At 60.9% G+C, this 21,064-nt stretch carries 18 protein-coding genes and 1 tRNA gene; 12 read left to right on the top strand and 7 right to left on the bottom strand.

Features of this window, described 5'->3' with window-relative positions; all coding sequences use genetic code 11:
• Nucleotides 1–186: 186 nt before the first annotated feature.
• The gene (locus tag ACKFRX_RS00770; protein WP_005323424.1) at nucleotides 187–1,365 is read left to right on the top strand and encodes an IS256-like element IS1249 family transposase; all 1,179 of its coding nucleotides are present in this window, start codon (nucleotides 187–189) and stop codon (nucleotides 1,363–1,365) included.
• A 149-nt stretch (nucleotides 1,366–1,514) separates the two neighbouring features.
• Here the strand turns inward: ACKFRX_RS00770 and ACKFRX_RS00765 are convergent.
• Nucleotides 1,515–1,602: transfer RNA gene (locus tag ACKFRX_RS00765), tRNA-Leu, on the bottom strand.
• 199 nt (nucleotides 1,603–1,801) lie between these two features.
• Between ACKFRX_RS00765 and ACKFRX_RS00760 the strand changes: the two genes are divergently transcribed.
• From ACKFRX_RS00760 to ACKFRX_RS00720, 9 genes are all read left to right on the top strand, one after another.
• A complete protein-coding gene (locus ACKFRX_RS00760; RefSeq protein ID WP_005326268.1) occupies nucleotides 1,802–2,635 on the top strand; it encodes a DUF3662 and FHA domain-containing protein in 834 nt (277 codons plus the stop codon).
• Nucleotides 2,636–2,660: 25 nt separating this feature from the next.
• A complete protein-coding gene (locus tag ACKFRX_RS00755; RefSeq protein WP_005329668.1) occupies nucleotides 2,661–3,113 on the top strand; it encodes an FHA domain-containing protein in 453 nt (150 codons plus the stop codon).
• Nucleotides 3,110–4,474 (top strand): PP2C family protein-serine/threonine phosphatase, encoded by a 1,365-nt coding sequence (locus tag ACKFRX_RS00750; RefSeq protein WP_408927974.1) that lies wholly within the window; start codon nucleotides 3,110–3,112, stop codon nucleotides 4,472–4,474. The genes ACKFRX_RS00755 and ACKFRX_RS00750 overlap by 4 nt, the downstream gene beginning before the upstream one ends.
• A gap of 3 nt (nucleotides 4,475–4,477) precedes the next feature.
• Entirely contained in the window at nucleotides 4,478–5,830 is a 1,353-nt protein-coding gene (locus tag ACKFRX_RS00745; protein WP_408927973.1) for an FtsW/RodA/SpoVE family cell cycle protein, read from the top strand.
• Nucleotides 5,827–7,257, top strand: a complete 1,431-nt coding sequence (locus ACKFRX_RS00740; RefSeq protein ID WP_408927972.1) for a penicillin-binding transpeptidase domain-containing protein — start codon at nucleotides 5,827–5,829, stop codon at nucleotides 7,255–7,257. The genes ACKFRX_RS00745 and ACKFRX_RS00740 overlap by 4 nt, the downstream gene beginning before the upstream one ends.
• Nucleotides 7,257–8,702: a serine/threonine-protein kinase gene (locus ACKFRX_RS00735; protein WP_005326262.1), complete on the top strand. Its 1,446-nt coding sequence runs from the start codon at nucleotides 7,257–7,259 to the stop codon at nucleotides 8,700–8,702. The genes ACKFRX_RS00740 and ACKFRX_RS00735 overlap by 1 nt, the downstream gene beginning before the upstream one ends.
• Nucleotides 8,703–8,705: 3 nt before the next feature.
• Nucleotides 8,706–10,664 (top strand): Stk1 family PASTA domain-containing Ser/Thr kinase, encoded by a 1,959-nt coding sequence (gene pknB, locus ACKFRX_RS00730; protein WP_408927971.1) that lies wholly within the window; start codon nucleotides 8,706–8,708, stop codon nucleotides 10,662–10,664.
• A 64-nt stretch (nucleotides 10,665–10,728) separates the two neighbouring features.
• Nucleotides 10,729–10,998: a cell division protein CrgA gene (crgA, locus tag ACKFRX_RS00725; protein ID WP_005326260.1), complete on the top strand. Its 270-nt coding sequence runs from the start codon at nucleotides 10,729–10,731 to the stop codon at nucleotides 10,996–10,998.
• A 74-nt stretch (nucleotides 10,999–11,072) separates the two neighbouring features.
• Nucleotides 11,073–11,636: a hypothetical protein gene (locus tag ACKFRX_RS00720; protein ID WP_408927970.1), complete on the top strand. Its 564-nt coding sequence runs from the start codon at nucleotides 11,073–11,075 to the stop codon at nucleotides 11,634–11,636.
• Here ACKFRX_RS00720 and ACKFRX_RS00715 read toward each other — a convergent pair.
• The 3 genes from ACKFRX_RS00715 to ACKFRX_RS00705 form a co-directional block, all read right to left on the bottom strand.
• The gene (locus ACKFRX_RS00715; protein WP_408927969.1) at nucleotides 11,608–13,041 is read right to left on the bottom strand and encodes a phytoene desaturase family protein; all 1,434 of its coding nucleotides are present in this window, start codon (nucleotides 13,039–13,041) and stop codon (nucleotides 11,608–11,610) included. The two genes, ACKFRX_RS00720 and ACKFRX_RS00715, sit on opposite strands and share 29 nt — an antisense overlap.
• 306 nt (nucleotides 13,042–13,347) lie before the next feature.
• The gene (locus ACKFRX_RS00710; RefSeq protein ID WP_049378417.1) at nucleotides 13,348–14,001 is read right to left on the bottom strand and encodes a rhomboid family intramembrane serine protease; all 654 of its coding nucleotides are present in this window, start codon (nucleotides 13,999–14,001) and stop codon (nucleotides 13,348–13,350) included.
• 109 nt (nucleotides 14,002–14,110) lie between these two features.
• Nucleotides 14,111–14,641 carry a peptidylprolyl isomerase gene (locus ACKFRX_RS00705; protein WP_034668743.1) on the bottom strand — a complete coding sequence of 177 codons (531 nt, stop codon included), beginning with the start codon at nucleotides 14,639–14,641 and terminating at the stop codon, nucleotides 14,111–14,113.
• 69 nt (nucleotides 14,642–14,710) lie between these two features.
• On the opposite strand from ACKFRX_RS00705, the gene ACKFRX_RS00700 reads away from it, so the two are divergent.
• Complete coding sequence (locus ACKFRX_RS00700; RefSeq protein ID WP_408927968.1) at nucleotides 14,711–15,370, top strand: HAD family hydrolase; 660 nt, start codon at nucleotides 14,711–14,713, stop codon at nucleotides 15,368–15,370.
• Here the strand turns inward: ACKFRX_RS00700 and ACKFRX_RS00695 are convergent.
• A complete protein-coding gene (locus tag ACKFRX_RS00695) occupies nucleotides 15,330–16,967 on the bottom strand; it encodes a dihydroxyacetone kinase family protein (RefSeq protein WP_408927967.1) in 1,638 nt (545 codons plus the stop codon). The two genes, ACKFRX_RS00700 and ACKFRX_RS00695, sit on opposite strands and share 41 nt — an antisense overlap.
• 142 nt (nucleotides 16,968–17,109) lie before the next feature.
• Between ACKFRX_RS00695 and ACKFRX_RS00690 the strand changes: the two genes are divergently transcribed.
• A complete protein-coding gene (locus ACKFRX_RS00690; protein ID WP_049378419.1) occupies nucleotides 17,110–17,748 on the top strand; it encodes a VTT domain-containing protein in 639 nt (212 codons plus the stop codon).
• Nucleotides 17,749–17,797: 49 nt separating this feature from the next.
• On the opposite strand, the gene metE is transcribed toward ACKFRX_RS00690, so the two are convergent.
• Both metE and ACKFRX_RS00680 read right to left on the bottom strand, forming a co-directional pair.
• A complete protein-coding gene (gene metE / locus ACKFRX_RS00685; RefSeq protein WP_408927966.1) occupies nucleotides 17,798–20,068 on the bottom strand; it encodes a 5-methyltetrahydropteroyltriglutamate--homocysteine S-methyltransferase in 2,271 nt (756 codons plus the stop codon).
• The gene (locus ACKFRX_RS00680) at nucleotides 20,055–20,987 is read right to left on the bottom strand and encodes a methylenetetrahydrofolate reductase (RefSeq protein ID WP_408927965.1); all 933 of its coding nucleotides are present in this window, start codon (nucleotides 20,985–20,987) and stop codon (nucleotides 20,055–20,057) included. Before ACKFRX_RS00680 ends, metE begins: the two co-directional genes overlap by 14 nt.
• Nucleotides 20,988–21,064 lie beyond the last annotated feature (77 nt).

Below are 21,064 nucleotides of genomic sequence, written 5' to 3'. Positions count from 1 at the left end.
TGCTACCCAGTACATGATTGATGAGGGGTTAAGGGTCAAAAAGTGTGTCCGGAATCGCGGATTTTCACGGATTGACCTGTAGGTTTCCGGAAAGTATATGCTCCGGAAGCATATATCTAGCCCCCGACGGGAAATCCTCGGTGTGGCAGCCGTGATGTGCTATGCGCGGCGTGGTGTGGTGTCGCAATGTCGAAGAACCAACCACGCTGCCACTGCGGCGGTGAAATGAAACGCAACGGCACCACCAGCAAAGGCACCACCAGATGGCGCTGCAAACAATGCGGCGCCTCCAGCGTCAAACGTCGAAACGACATCACCAACGCGGCAGTGTTCACCCAGTTCATCGAGCATTGCACCACCGCAATATCACTCGACGACCTAGCCAAACGAAACGGTGTTAGCCGCGCCACCATGAAGCGGCGCTTCAAGTGGTGCTGGCTCGTTGATGTGCCTGACCCCACCGCCGGCCACCACAAGCGGATCTACGACCAGGTATTTCTCGATGGCACCTACACCGCCGGTGGCTGCCTGATCGTCGCGGCGACCATCGACCACGTGATCGCCTGGCACTGGTGCAAACACGAAACCACCCGCGACTACCAACTGCTGCTTGAACGCATCGAAGCCCCACTCATCGCCGTCATCGACGGCGGCCAAGGCGCATACAGCGCAATCAAAAAGTGCTGGCCGACTACGAAAATTCAACGCTGCCTCGTCCACGCCCAACGCGTGGTCCGCCGCTACACCACCACCAACCCACGCACCGATGCCGGGCGCACCATCTACCGACTTGCGCTGAAACTGACCCGGATCACCACACTGGATGAAGCCGCCGCGTGGGGTGTGCAACTGCACGAGTTTTCAACGATCTACCGGGAATGGATGAACGAGAAAACCATGATCAAAGACCCCAAAACAGGTGCATGGACCCGCGTGTGGACCCACCACAACGTGCGCAAGGCCTACAACAGCCTCAACCATCTTTGGCGGTCCGAGATGCTGTTTGTCTACCTCAACCCGCCAGCAGGAGTCCTTGCGCCCGAGCGGATCAAATCCACCACCAACAGCTTAGAAGGCGGCATCAACGCCCAGCTCAAACTGCTCGCCAGAACCCACCGCGGCAGATCAGGCGAACGACAACGCCGCATGCTGGATTGGTGGCTCTACTTAAAAACGGAACTGCCTGACGATCCAGTACGAATCGCCAGGCAGTCCGACTGGGGCCAGGGCCAACTCGCCAAAGTATCCACCCTGACCCAAACCGAGAACCAAGCCGACCACGAAACAGGACGCCCAGCCCTCTACGACAACGCTATCGACACCGACTACACCCACTCAATCGGCATTCAAAAAGGCCAAATCTAACCCCCGCGACACGCCGAGCCAGACACACATTTTGACCCTTAACCCTTGATGAGCATGGATATGCTGCGCACTAAGCAGAAGAACAGCGACTAGGAAAAATAAAAAGAACCGGAGTGGAAACTTCTGTGGTTTCCATCTCCGGATTTCGATGGTGCCCGGGGCGGGACTTGAACCCGCACGTTCTTATCGAACACTGGCACCTGAAGCCAGCGCGTCTGCCAATTCCGCCACCCGGGCAGGGTGTGGTTGTCTTAGCGACTTGATAAAGATACCACGAAGATCGCACAGAACTACAAATCTGCAGGAAAAGTGGATTATTTCGAGGAGGGGGTGGCGAAATTTCTGGGAACTTTCGCGTCGCCATCTACGTTTCGAGGGAGTGAACAAACTATACTGATCGCTACTGATCGCTGCATGGTGGAAAGGAGAATGGCTCGTGGCGTTTTTAGAAAAGCTGGCGAAGCTGGACTCCGCCATGCAACGCGGCCTTGATAACGGCATGGCCCTTGTCTTCGGCGGCAAGGTCGTTCCCGCGGAAATTGATGAGCTTTTGAAGCAAGAGGCTCAGGACAATCTCGCGCGCGGCGACGATGACAACCTTTATAGTCCGAACGTAATGACTGTGGGTGTCTCCTCCAAGGATTTGGAGAACTTGTCGCAGGATCGCAATTTGCCGGCCGATTGTGCAGACCAGTTGTCGCGCTTCATTCGCAATAGCGGATGGTCCCTTGCGGGCCCCGTGATCGTGCGGGTGGCGGAGGAATCTGGTTTGCGCACGGGTCAGCTTCGCGTGTCCTCGTTTATTGATCACGAGCCCACGGAAGAGACCGGTTTTGAGGCTATTTTCCACGACTTTGATGGTCAGGAGGACCAGATGACCGAGCAGCACGAGAATACGGCTGATGACGCGGTAACTACCGCTTTCATCGCTCCAGATAGTCAACCCGCCCCGCAGCCGCAGGGCCCAGCAGTCAACCTGATGCTGCAGGACGGCTCGTCCCGCGTGTACCACGTCCAGGAAGGCTCCAATATTATCGGCCGCAGCAATGACGCGGACCTGCGCCTGCCGGATACGGGTGTTTCCCGCCAACACGCGGAGATCACCTGGAACGGCCAAGACGCAGTGCTGGTGGATTTGCAGTCCACCAACGGCACCACGGTGAATGAAACGCCAATTGATAATTGGCTGCTTGCCGATGGCGATGTGATCACCATGGGCCATTCCCACATCGAGGTCCGCATTACGGGCCTTGATTCGCACAGCTACTAAGTTCAGTTAAGGAAGGGAGGTCGCCATGGATGCAGTCATCATGCTGGCGCTTCGCATCGGCTTGTTGGCTCTGCTCTGGATTTTTATCCTGGTGGCCTTGAACGCCATGCGCCGCGATACTAATAAGTCTGCCGGTGCTATCCGCCAGCAGTCGAAGAAGGTTGGCGCACCGCGGCGTCGGGAAGCGATTAAGCAGCTGTCCATCGTGGAGGGTCCCCTGCAGGGCTCCCATATGGAATTGGGCACGTTGGAGGACTGCACGTTGGGCCGCGCCTCTGACTGCGATTTTGTCACGGGCGACGATTATTCTTCTGGCCACCATGCCCGGCTTTTCCGCCGCGGCAGCGAATGGGTTGTGGAGGATTTGGAATCTCGCAATGGCACCTTTGTCAATGGCGTGCGCATCGACCAACCCGAGGTAGTCGGCGCGGACTCCGAAATTAAGCTGGGCCGCACCACCGTGAGGTTGAACGCATGACACTGAAGCTGAACTTCTTTGCTAAGTCCGATCGCGGCCTCATTCGCGATAACAACGAGGACTCAGGCTACGCCGGTCCTCACCTTTTGATCTTGGCCGATGGTATGGGCGGCCACGCGGCAGGCGAGGTTGCCTCCGAGCTGATGGTCAACCACCTAGAAATCTTGGACCAAGATCCGGGCCAGGAAGACACCAAGGCCCTGCTAGAAGCGGCCGCCGAACAGGCCAATGAGGCCATCAGTGACCACGTCAAGGCGCATCCAGAAACCGAAGGCATGGGCACCACGCTGTCCACCATGCTCTTTAACGGCACGGATTTCGGCGTCTGCCACGTGGGAGATTCCCGCGGCTACCTGCTGCGCGACGGCAAGCTCAAGCAAGTCACCAAGGACGATACCTATGTGCAGTCCTTGGTGGACAAGGGCGAGCTGGACCCGGGCGACGTCTCGTCGCACCCGCAAAAGTCCCTCATCCTGAAGGCCTATACGGGCCGTCCGGTTGAAGCAACGCTGTTTACTCTCGACGCCAAGCCGGGCGACCGCATCTTGCTGTGCTCCGATGGCCTTTCGGACCCCGTAACCGCGTCCACCATTGAAACCGCGCTGGGTCAAGGCAGCATCGAGGAGGCCGGATCCACACTGGTGGACCTGGCTATCCGCTCCGGCGGCCCAGATAATGTCACCGTGGTTATCGGTGAGGTAACCGAAGAAAAGCCCAAGGAACATGAGCCGTTCCGCGTGGGCGCGCTCGCCGGTCCGACGGAAGAACCAACCCATCCGGATTCTTCCGCCTCGCGGGCGGCACAGCTCTCCCGCAAGCCACAAGTAATTCCACCGGCCGTCATGGCCGAGGGCGAGGAGGAGCGCCCCGAGCCAGCTGATGACGAAGCGGAGGACGAAACTTCCGGCCGAAAGATCGGCTGGAAGGTACTCCTTGCCTTGCTCATCGTCCTCGCGCTGGTCATCGGTGCCGGACTGTGGGCGAAGAACTTCTTGTCCAATAATTACTACGTGGCCACCAACGAGGCACAGGAAATCACCATCCAGCAGGGTGCTGACTACTCCGTCTTTGGCAAGGAACTACACTCCACGCACCAAAACGTGTGCATCAATGACAGCAACTCGCTGCTCTTTTCCGGCCAGCCCTGCGAGGGCGACTTCGCACCGCTGAAGGTCACGGACTTGCCGGAATCTGAGCGCAGTGCCGTCGACCATCTCTCCACTGGTGATCTAGGTGAGGTGCAGCAACAGATCAATGATTTGGGCGATAAGGCGCTCAAGCCATGTATCACTGCACCGAGCCAAAAAGATAAAAAGGATGCCAAGAAAAACAAGCCTGGCGTTACCTGCCGGGAGGTGTAGGTTGTGAAAAAGTTTTTTAGCCGAGGAACCGAGCTCGGCCTGCTCATCCTATCCGCCATCGTCTTCGCTATCACTTTGATCAGCCTGGAGCTATCCCAAGACAACGCGTTGACCATGGACCTGGTTTATCTCATCGGCGGATTCATCGGCGTCTTTACCGTTGCTCACCTGGTGATGTGCTTCCTTGCGCCGTATGCCGATCAGATCATGCTGCCGATTGTGGCGATCCTCAATGGCATCGGGCTCATCATGTTGGCCCGCCTAGATCTGGTTAAAGAAAGCGGGCTCGCGGTGCGTCAGGTCATGTGGACCGTCGTCGGACTCGTACTCTTCGTGCTGGTCTTGGCCATTTTGAAGGATCACCGCTCGCTGACGCGCTACTCCTATATCTTGGGTGCCGCAGGCCTTGTCCTGCTGGCCCTGCCGCTGGTATGGCCGCAGCCTGCGGACGTGGAGGCACGCATCTGGATAAACTTGGGTCCCTTTTCAATCCAGCCCGGCGAGTTCTCCAAGATCTTGCTGATCTTGTTCTTTGCCATGCTGCTGACGCAGAAGCGCTCCCTGTTTACCGTTGCGGGATACCGAGTACTGGGTATCTCCCTGCCGCGCTTGCGCGACCTCGCACCCATCCTGATCATTTGGGCCATCGCGATCGTCATCATGGGCATTTCCAATGACTTCGGCCCGGCACTGCTGCTGTTTAGCACCGTCCTCGGCATGCTATTCATGGCCACTGGCCGAGTGAGCTGGCTGCTCATCGGCGTGGTCCTCGTCGGCGTCGGCGGGTTTGGCATTTACCAGATTTCCTCCAAGATCCAGCAGCGCTTTTCTAACTTCTTAGACCCGCTGGGCAATTATGACGTAACGGGTTTCCAGCTCTCCCAGTCGCTATTCGGCTTGTCTTCCGGTGGCATCTCTGGCAGCGGCTTGGGCGAGGGGCATCCAGAACTAGTTCCGGTGGCCCACTCGGACTACATCCTTGCTGCAATCGGTGAGGAGTTCGGCCTCATCGGCCTCGCCGCCGTGCTGGTGCTCTTCGCCATGCTGACCACCCGCGGTTTCGGCACCGCGCTGCGCACCCGCGATACCTACGGCAAGCTGGTGGCCTCCGGTCTTTCTCTTACCTTGGCCGTGCAGGTCTTCGTGGTCACCGGCGGCATCTCTGCCCTGCTGCCGATGACCGGCCTGACTACGCCATTCATGTCTGCCGGTGGTTCCTCTCTCATGGCTAACTACGTGTTGTTGGCGATTCTGCTGCGGATCTCTAACGCGGCTCGTCGCCCCATGCAGGAGACCTCGGGCAATGCTCCGAGCGATACCTCCATGTTCCCGTCGGTCCAGGAGGCTCACCGATGAATCGATCCATCCGCCTAGTGTCCTTGTTCGCCATCATTTTGACCGCCATTTTGCTGGTCAATATGACGGTAATCCAGGCTTTTTCTGAGGATAAGTACGCCCATAATCCGCGCAATATGCGCGGCTTCATGGAAATGCAGACCACCCCGCGCGGCCAAATCTTTGCGGGCAATACCGTATTGGCACAGTCGACGCAGAACCCGGACGAGACCTACTCGCGCTCCTACCCCATTGATTCACCGGCCTTTGGCAACTTGACCGGCTACTTGTCGAGCCAATTTGGTGCCTCGGAACTAGAGTCCTCCCAAAATGACATCCTCAATGGCACTGATGACTCCCTGATGAAGCAGAATTGGCTCGACGCACTGGCCGATAAACCGAAGCAGGGCGCCAACGTAGAGGTCACCATCGATCCTGCGCTCCAACAGGCGGCCTACGATCAGCTCGTGGGCCCTGGATACGAGGGCTCTGCGGTTGCCATTCAGCCTTCGACCGGCAAGATCCTGGCTATGGCCTCCAACCCCGGCTACAACCCCAATGATCTGATGGGTGATTCCGCCGAGGATGTTTGGGCCAATCTGCAGGAGCAGGAGGGACAGCCGCTGGTCAACCACGCCGGTGCAGAAACGCTGCCTCCGGGTTCCATCTTCAAGATCATTACCACTGCAGCGGGCCTGAACAATGGCTTTGATCCTTCCTCCACCCTGACCGGCTCCAATGTCATTACCTTGCCAGACACGGTGACGGAGCTGACTAACTATGCCAACCAAAAGTGCAATGGTCAGGATGCGGTGACCCTGCAAACCGCCTTTGCCCTGTCGTGCAATACCGCGTTTGTGGAGATGTCGGAGCAGCTCGGCGCTGATGAGTTGCGCAAGTACGCCAAGGCCTTTGGCGTAGGCGAGAACTACGACCTCGGCGTGTCTACCTCCGCCGGCACCTTGGGCGATTTGCCGGATGGGGCGGCCACGGCGCAGTCCGCCATTGGCCAGCGCGACGTCACCATGACCGCGCTGCAGGCAGCCGTCATGGCGGGCACCGTGGCCAATAAGGGCACCCGCATGCAGCCCTACCTGGTCAATCGCATTACCGACGCCCAGATGAAGGACATCCGCACCACCAAACCAAAGAAGGCGGACCAAGCGGTTAACGAGGACACTGCGGCTACGCTTACTGATTTGATGTACGCCTCCGAGCGTTCGTCCTGGGGCTATGACGGTAACGGCTTTGCCTCGAAGACCGGCACCGCCGAGCATGGCGAGGGCCTGGCCCCGCACGTGTGGTACGTCGCCTTCGATCCGGAACGCGATATCGCGGTAGGCGTCGTGGTGAAAAATGGTGGTAACTTGGGTGAGTCCGCGACGGGCGGCAAGGTTTCCGGCCCAATTGGCCGCGCTATCCTGCGCGCATACCAGGGGGAGCAGTAATGAATAGCGCCGAGAATAAGGAACATCTCCAGGCACTGATTGGCAGCGATTACGAGCTGCAGTGGATCATCGGTCACGGCGGAATGTCCACCGTGTGGTTGGCTGATGATACCCGCAATGATCGTGAGGTAGCGCTCAAGGTTCTGCGCCCGGAATTTTCCGATAACCAGGAGTTCCTCTCGCGCTTCCGCAACGAGGCGAAATCGGCCGAATCCATTCAGTCCGAGAACGTGGTGGCCACTTATGACTACCGCGAGCTAGAGGATAACGGCCGCAAGTTCTGCTTCATGGCCTTGGAGTATGTGCGCGGCGAATCCCTCGCGGACCTTTTGGCGCGCGAAAATACGCTGCAAGAAGAGCTCGCTCTCGACGTCCTCGAGCAGGCGGCACATGGACTATCCATCATTCACCGCATGGAGCTGGTCCACCGCGATATTAAGCCCGGCAACCTCCTCATTACGCAAAATGGACAGGTCAAGATCACGGACTTTGGCATTGCCAAGGCGGCCGCGGCCGTGCCGCTGACCCGCACCGGCATGGTGGTGGGTACCGCACAGTATGTATCGCCTGAGCAAGCACAGGGCAAGGACGTCACGCCGGCTTCCGATGTCTATTCGCTCGGCGTTGTCGGCTATGAAATGCTCGCCGGCAAGCGTCCCTTTACCGGAGATTCCTCCGTATCCATCGCTTTGGCCCACATCAACCAGGAGCCGGAGCCACTATCGACGAATATCAGCGCCCCTGCGCGCGAGCTCATTCGCATTGCGTTGCGCAAGGATCCGGCCACCCGCTATGCCGATGGCAATGAGTTCACCCTGGCCATCTCCGCAGTTCGCTTGGGCAAGCGCCCGCCGCAGCCTAAGTCCGCGCCGCTAACGCAACGCGCACCTGAGCCCTCTCCGTCCGCATCGACGGAGATGTTGGGCAACGTTGCCCAGCCCACCACGATCCATCCGGCTGCGGGCACTGCTGCGCACAAGGAGTCCAAGGGCGGATCCTCCTTCCTGAAGGGCCTGGGTATCACCCTGCTCCTCGCAGCCGTGGCCGGTGGTGGTTACGCTGCCTACCACAACTTGAGCGATAACGAGGGCGACAGCGAGCCCTCCAGCACACCGGAGACCTCGGTGGTTACGGAGTATCGCGATCCCACCACCACCCACCAGGACACCCCGGAGGAAGAGACGGAAGAGGCCCCCGCACCAGTGACGGTGACAGAGACCGAGCCGCAGGAACCCGATCAGGAAGAGGCCCCACGTACGACTCACCGCGAGGCACCCACGCGCCACTCGCCTACCCGCCAGGAACAGCCCCCGGCCGTGCCGACGCAACAGAATCCGCAGGATACGCACGTTGAAACTACACCTGAGCTGGATACTCCAGTAAACTCGCAGGCTAATGAGCTCCCCGGAGACTTGGCCGATCTACTTACACAGGAGGGTGACTAAGCGATGGTCAATGACCGCTATCGGAGAGGCGAGATCATCGGCGCCGGTGGCATGTCTGAGGTCTATGCTGCCGAAGACACCGTCCTAGGCCGCCAAGTGGCGGTGAAGATGCTCCGACCGGAAATGGCGCGCGACGTCAACTTCCGCGAGCGTTTTTACCGCGAGGCGCAGAACTCGGGCAAGCTGAATCACCCCAATATCGTGGCGGTTTATGACACCGGCGAGACCGAACTGGATGGCATGACCATCCCATATATCGTCATGGAGCGGGTCAACGGCCGCACCTTGCGCGATATCATTCGCGAGGATGGCGCTCTGTCCGCCCAAGAGGCCGCAGATATCCTCAAACCGGTAGCGGATGCACTACAAGCCTCGCACGAGGCCGGTATTATCCACCGCGATATCAAGCCGGCAAATATTATGCTCACCAACACCGGCCAGGTGAAGGTGATGGACTTCGGCATCGCCCGTGCCTTGGATGACTCCACCTCGGCGATGACGCAAACCTCCGCCGTTATCGGCACCGCCCAGTACCTTTCTCCGGAGCAGGCCCGCGGTAAGAACGCGGATGCCCGCTCCGATGTCTATGCACTGGGCTGCGTGCTCTATGAGGCCCTTACCGGTCAGACCCCATTTGAAGGCGAAACCCCCTTTGCAGTTGCATATCAACATGTACAGGAAGAGCCGACCCCGCCGTCGGAGCTCATCGCGGATCCCTCGCTGACTCCTACCCAACGCGTCAATATCGATGCGGTAGTACTTACCGCTATGGCCAAGCACCCGGCGGATCGTTATCAGTCCGCTTGGGAGATGGCCGGCGATCTGGAGCGCCTGCGCAACGGGCAGGTCACCGCTGCAGCGCGCATGCACGTCAACGAGGAAGAAGACGAGCAGCCTACCGAAATGGTCGGCGCCGCCGCACCAGCTGCGGCCGCGCACCGCGCGCCAATCCAGTCCACCCGCCCCACCGAGGACGATGACAATCAGGGTGGCGGCTGGATGAAGTGGCTGGCAGCCTTCCTGGCCGCCCTCTTGGTGGCCATCGTGGGCTACTTCGCCTGGGATTTCTTCTCCAACGATAAAGACTCTGAGGATAAGCCACGCCAGACCCAATCGGCCCGCGAGGACAAAATCACCGTGCCCGAGGTGGAAAACCGCCCGCGCAACGAAGTTGTCAAGGAACTAGAAGACATGGGTCTGCAGGTCACCGTCAATGAGGAGGCCAACCCGGATATTCCACGCAATAATGCCATCCGCATTAATCCGGCCCCAGGCTCCGAGCTGCAGAAGAATGCCTCGGTCACGCTGACTGTGTCCTCCGGCAAGGAGATTACGGACGTCCCGGATATCACCGGCATGACCTTGGATGAGGCCGCTCGAGCCCTCGAAGGAGCAGGCTTGGTGCTCAATTCCGATGTCTCGGAGGAAAACGATGAGTCCCCGGCCGGCCAAATCATCAAGCAGAACCCGGCCGGCGGCACGCAGTTGTCCAAGGGATCGAAGGTACGGGTAACGGTTTCTAAGGGCGTCGAAAAGAAGCGCGTGCCCAATGTCGCCGGCATGGACGTCGAGGATGCCCAGAGCCGCCTCGAGTCTAATGACTTTGATGTAGACGTGCGCGAAGTCGATTCTTTGGAGCCGAAGGGCACGGTGCTGAGCGTATCCAATGAGGGCGCGGAGCTGGAAAAGGGCAAGCCCGTTACCGTTGAGGTCTCCAATGGCATGCTCTTTAAGGCACCTGACCTGGTAAGACAGAGTCAGAAGCAGGCCGAAGATGAGCTCCGCGCGGCTGGCTGGACTGGCCAATTAGTGCCGGGCGAGCCCGTGCCTACCGGCGCACTGGTGGATAACAATAAGATTGGCTGGGCCGCTGTGAATCCAGGCGATACCATGCGCAAGGATCAAAACATTGATATCCGCCTGTGGAACTTTGATCCCGCTGCACTTCTGCCGCAACCATAACTGCTGGTATCCTAAGGCCTCAGTACGAACTTAGATAAGAACTTAAATCTAGAAAAGGTATCTTATGCCGAAGTCAAAGATTTCCCAGAGCTCCTCCGTCCCTACCTCGAGCTCTGCTACCAACCGCACGCCCGTCAAGATCAATTCTGAGGGCACCCCGAAGTGGTACGTCGCCATCATGCTGGGCCTGATGGTCATCGGCCTGCTGTGGCTTGTGGTCAATTACCTCGCTGGCCAGGACATCCCGTTCATGGCAGACCTCGGCGCTTGGAACTACGGTATTGGCTTCGGGCTCGCCATCATTGGCCTGTTGATGACCATGGGTTGGCGCTAAACTAGAGCTCCCAGCCTGTTCCCTCGCTCCCTACTTCCTGTAGGTGGCGAGGATTTTTCATACCTAGGAGCCACATGTCTCGCCATATTCTTGCTGCTGGCCTCATCATTGCGGTTGCCTACGCGGTCGTGCATATCGCGTTTGCCGACGCCACCCTCCTCACCGGCGCCGCTCCCCTCCGCCTTTCCGTGCGCAACTACCTAGGCAACGTCTTGGGCTCGGGCATGGTGTGGGGAATCTTTAGCTACCTCATGGGTAAGGATTTTCCAGGCCGGTGGCTCAAAGCACTCCTGGCCAGCACGGGAATCATCCTTATGATGCTGGCCGTGCACTACGCCTTGCTCGTGGTCTTCGGTGTGTATAGCTGGCGCGAGGCATTCGAATACAACGCCCAGTGGTTCTTCCTAGCACTCATCTCTGGACCCGTTCTGGGGCTAGCCGGCGCGGCCGCAGCACGGTTCCGCTGGTTCGACTATCTCGCCGTCCTTGGCTTCCTCCTCGAGCCCGTGGTTGCCGGGTTCATCCCAGGCAGTGCCTACTTGCCCCGCACCACGACCATTCCTGGGTACTTCGCCGCCGCGACTCTCTGGCTCATCGGTGCGGGCTTCTTTATTTGGCAGCGTCGCTCCACGCGCTAAGCGCTTCTTCGGCGGCCCACCACCCCGGCATGCCGTGCACGCCAGCGCCGGGCGCGGCCGAGCTAGAGGCCACAAAGACCCCCGGAGCGAGGCGGTGCGGACGGGCCGACAAGCGTGGTCGCAAGAGGGTTTGCAGCCCAGTCATGGCACCGCCGGCAATATCACCGCCCACCAGATTGGGATTCCATCGCTCCAGATCGGCCGGGCTCGTAGCGTGGGTGGCCAGGATGGTATCGCGAAATCCGGGGGCAAAGCGCTCGATCTGGGTGGCAATCAGCTCGGTGACCTCGCCCGGATAACGCTCCACATAGCCGCGCGGGACATGCGCATAGGTCCACAGCGTTTGCCCTCGGGAGGGGTCGGCCACGTATTGCTGGCATGCCAATACCAAGGGTCGCTTAGGCATGCGCCGCTTGCCGACGTCCCCCTCAGCCCCACATATCTCCTCCAGCGTGCCTCCCACGTGCACGGTGCCGGCCTGACCCACGCGCGGATCGGCCCACGGGACGGGTTCGCTGAGATGAAAGTCCACTTTGAAGACGGCGCTGCCATAGCGCCAGCGCGCCAGGCTCCGCCGAGTGCCGCCCCGCAGTTCCAGACCGCCCAGCCGCATTATCTGGCGCGGGGTGAGGTTCAGGATGGTCGCATCGGCCGGAGGCAGCTCCCGCAGATCGGTGACCTCGCATCCGGTGTGGAGGCGGGCGTGGTGGGAGCGCAGGAGGTTAAGGAGGGCGTCGATAAGAGCACCGGTACCACCCTCCACCACGGGCCAGCCGCGGGTCATGCCCAGCCCGCCAAAGAGTAGGCCGAACGCCGAGGTCAAAGGCGTGGTGGGCGAGGTAATCGCGTGGACCGCGCTGCCCGCAAAGAGGGCGCGTGCCTGGGTCGTGCGGAAGGCCGCCCGCGCCAAGCTGCTGGCGGGCAAAACTCCAGCCGCGCCAAACTGCGCCAAGCGCACAGGGCGATCTGGCCAGCGCACCAGCGGGGTAAGCGCGTTGTCCACATGCTCATCGATGTGGCGGACAATGTGCCCGTGCAGCCGCCTCCACGCCTGGGCATCGGTCCCCAACTCCGCCGCCGTATCCGCCAAGGAACCGTGCAGGATCCCGGCCGGCGCGCCTTCGAGCGGATGAGCCATGGGATAAGGAGCATTGCGCCACCGCACACCGTAGGCATCCAAGTTCAGGGCGCGAAAGGCCGGGCTCGCTATGCCAAAGGGGTGCCCAGCCGCACCGAGATCCACAATCGTGCCCGGGAAAATCTCCGCGGAGGATGCCGCCGCACCACCGGCCCGGCCGGCGCGCTCGTAGATATCCACACGCCATCCGGCCATAGCCAGCCGCGCCGCGGCCGTGAGCCCATTCGGGCCTGCGCCGACGATCACAGCGCGAGGTTGATAATCCACAATGCTCCTTATGCAGGTCAGTGCCCAAATTTATCAGTCTTGTTAACACAATGGGTAGAAAGTTATCCACAGGCTGTGGAGAAAACCTGTGAAATGTGAATTTCACACAATTATTAACACCCTGTGGATAACTGTTTTCACGGGCTTCCACAAGCTGATTTTCGCACTTTCGCACGGTCTAGACCAGCGTGATCAGGGAAAACTCCGGAAAAGCGTTCGGTAAATTACAAAAATGTAGTTATCCACAATGTGGATAACCATTGTGGAATTCTTTCGCACACGCTTTCCGGTGATCAAATTCCACAGTTATCCCCAAACCCCAGCTTGTTGGGCTAATAGTGCGAGGACTACCACGGCCACCGCAGCAACGCCGCCCCAGCGGAGGGCGGGACTTTTTCGATAGAGGAAGAGGCTCAACACGATGCCTGTACACAACCCGCCAAGGTGTCCCCAGAGGGATACACCATCGGCTAAGAAGGTATAGGCCACATTCGCCAGAACGAGGGCGATGGGTGCGCGGAGATCGAGCCCGCGCTGGCGGTAAGCACCCACCAGCATGGCCATGAGCGCGAAGAGCGCACCCGAGGCGCCGACGGTGGGGGTCTCAAAGTCGAATGTCAAGATCATGGCGGACGCGCCAAGGCAAGAAATGAGGTAGGCGGCGAGGTACAGCGCAGTGCCAAGCGCCCGCTCCACTTCCCTACCTATGAGCAAGAGCATGACCATATTCACCGCCAAGTGGCCCGCGTCTAGGTGCATAAACTCCGAAGACAGCGCAGCCTGAGGGCGGAAGGGATAATCCGGTCCCCACAGGCCCCAATCCGCTGCGAGCGGGGAATCATAGAAGGTGGTTCCTAGCGTGCGGGCCTGCACCGCGGTAATAAGCCAAGCAATGATGCAAACGGCGGCAATGAGCGCGGTCGCCGGGGTAGCGCGGATATAATTTCTCACCATGGTCATGAAGTTGTCAGTCCTTGAGGCAGGTCTAGTGGTGGATGGCTCGGGGTAAAACTGCAACGAGCCCGCCGCCGCATGGATAATGCGGTGACGGGCCCGAGGGAAAAGGCGATTACGCGATATCGATGGACTCGATAACAACGTCCTCGTGCGGACGGTCCATGCGGTCGGTATCAACCTTGGCGATCTTGGACACAACCTCCTGGGAGGCGGCATCGGTAACCTCACCAAAGATGGTGTGGTGGTTGTTCAGGTGCGGGGTCGGCGCCACGGTGATGAAGAACTGGGAGCCGTTGGTGCCTGGGCCGGCATTGGCCATGGCCAGCAGGAATGGGCGGTCAAACTGCAGCTCCGGGTGGAACTCGTCCTGGAACTGGTAGCCCGGGCCACCGCGGCCGGTGCCGGTAGGGTCGCCGCCCTGGATCATGAAGTTCTCGATGATGCGGTGGAAGATTGCGCCGTCATAGAACGGGCCGGACTGCTCGCCCTTTGCGTTCTGGGTGGAGTAGTCCTTCTCGCCCTTGGCTAGGCCAATGAAGTTTTCAACGGTTACCGGTGCGTGGTTACCGAAGAGATCGATAACAATGTCGCCGTAGTTGGTATGCATCGTTGCAGTTGCGGTCTTCTGAGTCATGCCAGCCATTGTAAAGAATTTAACGCGCGCCTGCCGCGCATGACATAACGCTGTCAGCGATCGCGCTAGCCTGAAGGCATGATTCGCGCGCTACTTTTCGATCTGGATGACACCTTGCTCGACCACACCGGCGCGGCCCGGGACGCAGTGGATCAGTGGTGCCGCGAGCTAGGACTCCCCGAGGGCCAGCATGCGCGCTTTGCGGCCATCGAGCGCACCTGGTTCAGCGCCTACGAGCGCGGCGAGGTCACCCACCAGGGTCAGCGGGCGGCGCGCTGCCGCGAATTCCTCAGCCGGGAGATGAACGATGCTGAGGCGCTGGCCGCCTATGACGGCTATCTTTCCGCCTACCGGGAGCAGTGGCGCGCTTTTGCCGACGCCCTGCCCACCCTCACCTGGGCCCTCGAGTCCGGCTTCCAGGTGGGCGTTCTCACCAACGGCGAGCGCGAAATGCAGCAGGCCAAGCTGGAAGCAACGGGCCTTGCGCTTGCCGACGTCCACCTCATCCCCACCGTCGACCTCGGCTGCCCCAAACCGCAGCGCGCGGCCTACCTCGCCGCCTGCGATCAGCTGGGTGCGGCCCCCGCGGACACGCTCATGGTGGGCGATTCCCTCACCAACGATGTGCAGGGCGCGCGCACGGCCGGGCTGCACGCGCTCCACCTCGACCGTGCGGGCGATGGGGATCTGCGCTCGCTTAGCGCGTTGAAAGAGGTTCTCCCCCGAAAAGCCAGCTGACCACGATGGCGCCCGGATCGATTACTCCCTTGCTGCGATCTCCCAGGTAGGAGGCGCGTCCCTTCTTTGCAGCGAGATCCTCGGTGTCGAGGGCGCCAGCATGGGCGGCGTCGAAAAGGGCCTGCAAAGTCTCCGCATCCGGATCCTTCGCCCCCAGTTCGCGGGCTTTTTCGGCGGCCGGGATGAGGGCATCGAGCATGGTGCGATCGCCGCGCTTCGCGCCACCAAGCTCGTGGATGAGGTCGGCCGCGGCAGTGAGCCCATCCGCCAGCGACTCCGCCCGGGCCAGCTCAGTAAAGAGCGTGCCGAAGACGGCCCCGGAGGTACCGCCGGCGAGGACGAGCAGGCGCTTGGCCAGCCCGGTGAGGATCTCCGTATCCGTGCCGCGCAGGGGAAGCTCGATGCCGCCGAAGGCCGCCTCCATGTTCTGACCAAAGTCGCCGTCGCCGGCCTTGCGATCCAGCTCGGTCAGCGCCTCAAAGGATGCTTGGAGGCGTTCCACAAAGGCGGTAAGCCACTGGTTCTCCTCACCCTCAGTGGGCAGCTCATCCTGGAAGGTGATGGTGGCCGGTTCCACCACCTTCGCGCGGCCTAGGGTGTGTGGCCAGGCGGGGGCGGAGGTGGGGGCGTCGATAAGCTCGAGCAGCTCCGCATCCGCCTTGAGCAGTGTAAAAGAAGCGCCGTGCATATTGACCGCGGTGACGTAGGAACCCACCAGCGAGCGGGCGACGGTGACGCCGCGCTGGGCCAGCTGCGCGGAGGCCTCGCCAAAGAGCAAGCTCAGCTCCAGCGGGGTGGTGCCGCCGAGGCCATTGACCAGGCACACCACCTCATCGCCCTGGCCCAGCTCAAGGGCGGGCACGATCTTTTCCAGGACCTGGTTCACAATGGCGCTCGCGCTACCCACCTGCTCGGTGTGGGTGCCCGGCTCGCCGTGAATGCCCACGCCCACCTCCATCTGGCCGGCCTCGAGATCGAAGGTTTCGCGGCCGGTGGTCGGCATGAAGCCGGCGCCCAGCGCTACGGACATGCTGCGGGAATTCTCCGCGGCACGCTTGCCCAACTCAGCGACTGTGTCCACGTCATCGCCGCGGTAGGCAGCGGCGCCTGCGACCTTTTCCACCAGAATGGTCGCGCCCGTACCGCGGCGGCCTGGGCCGTCCTCGTTGTCATCGGTGGCAATATCATCGGCCACCAGCACCGTGCGGGTGTCTACCGCCTCGGCGGCGTTGCGGGCGACGGTGAAGTTCATGACGTCACCGGTGTAGTTCTTCACCACGTGGACTACTCCCCTGCCCTGGTCAGCCCACTGGGTGGCCTCGCTGACCTGGACCGCGTTCGGGGAGGTAAAGAGCAGCCCCGGGCAGGCCGCTGCGAGCATGCCCTGGCCGACGAACCCGGCATGCATCGGTTCGTGACCGGAACCGCCACCGGAAATCACCGCCACTGCCGGATCGCCGTCCGCGGTGCGCAGCGGCGTGGTGCGGCTGATGAAGCCGACGTCGTGCCAGCGGGCATCGGGGTGGTTGGCGATGAGCCCAGCGAGGGCATCAGAGAGAAAAGTGTCTTGGCTATTGCGGAATGCGGAGTGGTTCATACCTCCACGCTAGTGATGTCGCTTACCCGGAAGCTAGGAGGAGAAAAGAAACATACCGGTTCCATTCAGACACCCAGCGGATTCGCAGCCACTTTGCAGTTTGCGGAGGATACTAGAAGAGCTACAACGAAAGGATCCACTCATGGATTTCTTGTCCTCCCTCCACAACCTCATGGACGCGGGCTCGCTGCTCCAGAGTTTCGGACCTTATATCCTCCTCGGCGTCGCCGTCGTCATCTTCATCGAGTCCGGCGTGCTTTTCCCATTCCTGCCGGGTGATTCACTGCTCGTAACCGCGGCCATCCTGCGCCACGAACTCGATATCAACGCCTGGCTGCTCTTTGTCGTGGCCGCGGTGGCCGCCTTTGCCGGCGACCAGGTGGGCTTCTATTTAGGCCGCCGCTTTGGCCGCAAGCTTTTCAAGGACGATGCCCGCATCCTGCGCACCGAACACCTCGATAGCGCGGAAGACTTCTTCCAGCGCCACGGCCCGGTAGCCCTAGTACTGGGACGCTTCGTGCCGATTGTGCGCACCTTCGTCCCCTTCGCCGCCGGTACCGCAGAAATGGGCTACTCCTCGTTCCTGCGCTGGAATATCCTTGGCGGCATAGGCTGGGTAGGTTCCATGCTGCTCGTCGGCGTACTGCTGGGCGGCATCCCGGGTATTGCTCACTCCATCGACATCATCATGCTGATCGTAGTGGCAATTTCCGTGCTGCCGATGATCATCGGCTGGATCAATAAGCGCCGCAAGGCACAGCGCGAAATCCCAGCCAAATAAGAATTTTTATTCTTTACCCGGCCGGGATTGCGGTGCGATTAGGGAGGCTTTAGAGGGACTCGCGCACCTCATCGCGAGCCAGCACCATATTGCGCAGGGAGGCCTCGGTCTCCTCGTAGCCGCGGGTCTTCAGGCCGCAGTCCGGGTTAACCCACAGGCGCTCGACCGGCACGTGCTTGAGCGCGGCGCGGATAAGCTCGGCCATCTCCGCGACGGAAGGCACGCGCGGGGAGTGAATATCGTAGATGCCCGGGCCGATTTCGGAGTGGAAGGTCTCGTCGATATCCTCCAGCAGCTCCATGCGGGAGCGGGCCGCCTCGATGGAGGTGACATCGGCATCCAGGCCGGCAACGGCATCGATGATCTGGCCGAACTCGGAGTAGCACAGGTGGGTGTGGATCTGGGTGGTCGGCTTGGCCTCGAGAGCTACCAGGCGGAAGGAACGCACGGCCCAGTCCAGGTAGGCCTTGCGGTCTTCCTCGCGCAGCGGCAGGAGCTCGCGCAGGGCGGGCTCGTCGATCTGGATGATGTCGATGCCGGTCTCTTCCAGGTCATGCACCTCATCCGCCAGCGCGACGCCGAGCTGGTCCGCGGAGACGGACTGGTGTACGTCATCTCGCACGAAGGACCAGGCCAGGATGGTCACCGGGCCGGTGAGCATGCCCTTGACGTGGTGCTCCGAGAGCGACTGTGCGTACTTGGACCACTCGGTGGTCATCGCAGCCGGGCGGGAGATGTCACCAACCACGATTGGCGGGCGGGTGCAGCGGGAGCCATAAGACTGGACCCAGCCGTTTTCGGTGGTGACGAAGCCATCGAGCAGCTCGGCAAAGTACTGGACCATGTCATTGCGCTCCGGCTCGCCGTGGACGAGGACGTCGAGGCCGAGGCGCTCCTGCAGCTCAATGACGGACTTGACTTCGTCCTTGAGGGCGGCGTTGTAGTCGGCGTCGGAAAGCTCGCCCTTGCGGTGCGCCGCACGCGCCTGGCGGATCTCCTTGGTCTGGGGGAAGGAGCCGATGGTGGTGGTTGGCAGCTGCGGCAGGCCGAGTTCCTTCTGCGCCTCGTTGCGCTCGGCAAAGGCGGGCTCGCGCTTGACCTCGCCGGCCGGCAGCTTTTCGATGCGCGCCTTCACCGCCGCGTTGTGGATGCGCTCGGATTCGGCACGGGTGCGCACCGCGCGGTCGCTGATGCTATATGCCTCCGGTGCCTCCAGCGGACCTTGGGAGAGGGCGACGACTTCCTTCACCTTCTCGTTGGCGAAGGAGAACCAGGTAGCGACGTCTGCAGGCAGCTTGGTTTCTGCTTCCACGGTGTGCGGCACGTGCTGCAAGGATACGGAGGTCGATACGGACAGGGAGTCGAGGCTGCCCTCCAGGTCCTCGTACTTGGAGCGCAGGTCGCGCAGGTTGGCGGCCCAGACATTGCGACCGTCGATAAGGCCGGCAACCACGTGGGATTTCAGGTTCTTCACGCGTTCGAGGTAGCCCTCATCCAGTGCCAGGGTTCCTACGGAAAGGTCCACCTGGACGGCCTCCGGCTTGAGCTCGGCTAGGACCTCGAGGCCCTTGCGGGCAGAACCGTACGGGGTGGTGAGGTATACCTGCGGGCGGTTGTCCGCGGCCAAAATTGCCTCATAAGCGCGCTTGGTGTGGGCGGCCAGTTCCTCATCGTTGGCAATGGTCAGATCCGCTACCAGGGCAGGCTCGGCCAGCTGTACCCACTTCACGCCGGACTTATCCAGCTCGGCCAGGACCTCCTGGTAGGCCTTAACGGCATCATCCAAGCGGTCGAGCGGAGACTTAGTAGCACCCTCGGCCTGCTTAGACAGGGCCAGCAGAGTAACCGGGCCGACGAGGTACGGGCGCACGGTATGGCCTGCTGCACGGGCCTCTTCCACCAGCTTGATAACGCGTTGTGGGCGCGCCTTAAAGTCCTGGTCATCGGAGATTTCTGGGACGATGTAGTGGTAGTTGGTATCGAACCACTTGGTCATCTCCAGCGGCGCGGTGTCCTTGTTGCCGCGGGCCAAGGTGAACTCATCATCCAGGGTTTCGCCGGCTACGGCGCCTACGGTCAGTGCGGTCTCGAGCACCTGGTCGTAGTAGGCGACGTCGGCAGGAATGGCGTAGTCCTCAGTAAGGCCCAGGTCGCGCAAACGGTTATAGGTGTCCAGGCGCAGGGAATGTGCGGCGGACTCGAAGGTTTCCGCATCGATGCGGCCGGCCCAGTAGGATTCCAGCGCGCGCTTGAGTTCGCGGTTAGCGCCGACGCGAGGGTAGCCCTCAATCGTCGCCTTGGGGAAATTAGTGTTCGTCATTGTCTACTCCGATTCGAGATAACAGGTCTTGTGTAATGTCCGGATTGTTGTGGGTATAGATATGGAGGCCGTCCGCGCCGCCGGCCACGATGGTGCGGGCCAATTGGGCGCTAAGCTCCATGCCGATTTCGTATTCCTCTTCTGGGGTTGTCGCTGCCGCGAGCTGAGTGCGTACCCTCTCAGGTACGGTCAGCCCGGACAGCTGCCCCATTCGCTCCAACCGGCGCAGGCTGGTCATGGGCATAATCCCCGGAATGAGGGGGATCTTCACCCCGGCTAGCTTGGCTTTTTGGGCGAAGCGGAGGAAGTCCTCCGCATCGAAGAAAAGCTGGGTGATGGCGAAGTCCGCGCCGAGGCGCTGCTTATTGAGCAGAACATCGAAGTCTTCGTCCTCGTTCTTGGATTCGGCATGGCCGCTGGGATAGCACGCCACGCTCACCGCGAGGCGGCCGGCGGCGAAGCGGGCAGCCTGATGGCTTTCCAGCTGACGGATGAGGCGAACCAGCTCATCGGCATGTTGCAGGTAGTGCTCGGGCATGCCCCCTTCGGGGAGATCGCCGCGCAGGGCCAGCAGGCCGCGCACGCCGGCATCCACCAAGCGATTAATCCACCCGATGAGCTCGTCGCGCGTCCCGGCCGTGCAGGCCAGGTGCGCCAGGGGGCGCATAGAGGTGTTCTGCGAAATCTTCTCAATGAAGGCCGCGGTTCCCTCCAACCAACCGGAGCGCTGGGAACTGGTCACCGCGATGTAATCAGGGTGATAGCTTTCCAGCACCTCTAGTAAGCGGTCGATCTTGGCGGCATCGGCATCGTGGCGCGGCGGGATTACCTCAAAGGAAAGGGCCAGGCGCTCGGGCGCAGGTGCTTCCTCTTCGCTTTCAAAATCCAAGGGCGCGGAAGCCGAAAGTCGCGGGCTCATGGTCACCTCCTTTGCTGGTCGTCGTTGGTGTGTTGAGAAAAAACGTACCAAGCTGTTCAGTTTGCGCGGTAGCGATT

The organism is Corynebacterium tuberculostearicum (assembly GCF_046097465.1).
Taxonomy (GTDB): domain Bacteria; phylum Actinomycetota; class Actinomycetes; order Mycobacteriales; family Mycobacteriaceae; genus Corynebacterium; species Corynebacterium tuberculostearicum_I.
Note: the sequence above shows the minus strand (reverse complement) of the source record. Positions and strands in the feature narration are given on the sequence as shown.

Bases quoted from the DNA above. Each gene is read 5' to 3' on its own strand.
- ACKFRX_RS00750 (WP_408927974.1), top strand. From the start codon at position 3,110: ATGACACTGAAGCTGAACTTCTTTGCTAAGTCCGATCGCGGCCTCATT.
- ACKFRX_RS00700 (WP_408927968.1), top strand. From the start codon at position 14,711: ATGATTCGCGCGCTACTTTTCGATCTGGATGACACCTTGCTCGACCAC.
- ACKFRX_RS00705 (WP_034668743.1), bottom strand. From the start codon at position 14,641: ATGGCTGGCATGACTCAGAAGACCGCAACTGCAACGATGCATACCAAC.
- ACKFRX_RS00740 (WP_408927972.1), top strand. From the start codon at position 5,827: ATGAATCGATCCATCCGCCTAGTGTCCTTGTTCGCCATCATTTTGACC.
- ACKFRX_RS00755 (WP_005329668.1), top strand. From the start codon at position 2,661: ATGGATGCAGTCATCATGCTGGCGCTTCGCATCGGCTTGTTGGCTCTG.
- metE (WP_408927966.1), bottom strand. From the start codon at position 20,068: ATGACGAACACTAATTTCCCCAAGGCGACGATTGAGGGCTACCCTCGC.
- ACKFRX_RS00680 (WP_408927965.1), bottom strand. From the start codon at position 20,987: ATGAGCCCGCGACTTTCGGCTTCCGCGCCCTTGGATTTTGAAAGCGAA.
- ACKFRX_RS00720 (WP_408927970.1), top strand. From the start codon at position 11,073: ATGTCTCGCCATATTCTTGCTGCTGGCCTCATCATTGCGGTTGCCTAC.
- ACKFRX_RS00735 (WP_005326262.1), top strand. From the start codon at position 7,257: ATGAATAGCGCCGAGAATAAGGAACATCTCCAGGCACTGATTGGCAGC.
- crgA (WP_005326260.1), top strand. From the start codon at position 10,729: ATGCCGAAGTCAAAGATTTCCCAGAGCTCCTCCGTCCCTACCTCGAGC.
- pknB (WP_408927971.1), top strand. From the start codon at position 8,706: ATGGTCAATGACCGCTATCGGAGAGGCGAGATCATCGGCGCCGGTGGC.
- ACKFRX_RS00710 (WP_049378417.1), bottom strand. From the start codon at position 14,001: ATGACCATGGTGAGAAATTATATCCGCGCTACCCCGGCGACCGCGCTC.
- ACKFRX_RS00690 (WP_049378419.1), top strand. From the start codon at position 17,110: ATGGATTTCTTGTCCTCCCTCCACAACCTCATGGACGCGGGCTCGCTG.
- ACKFRX_RS00770 (WP_005323424.1), top strand. From the start codon at position 187: ATGTCGAAGAACCAACCACGCTGCCACTGCGGCGGTGAAATGAAACGC.
- ACKFRX_RS00695 (WP_408927967.1), bottom strand. From the start codon at position 16,967: ATGAACCACTCCGCATTCCGCAATAGCCAAGACACTTTTCTCTCTGAT.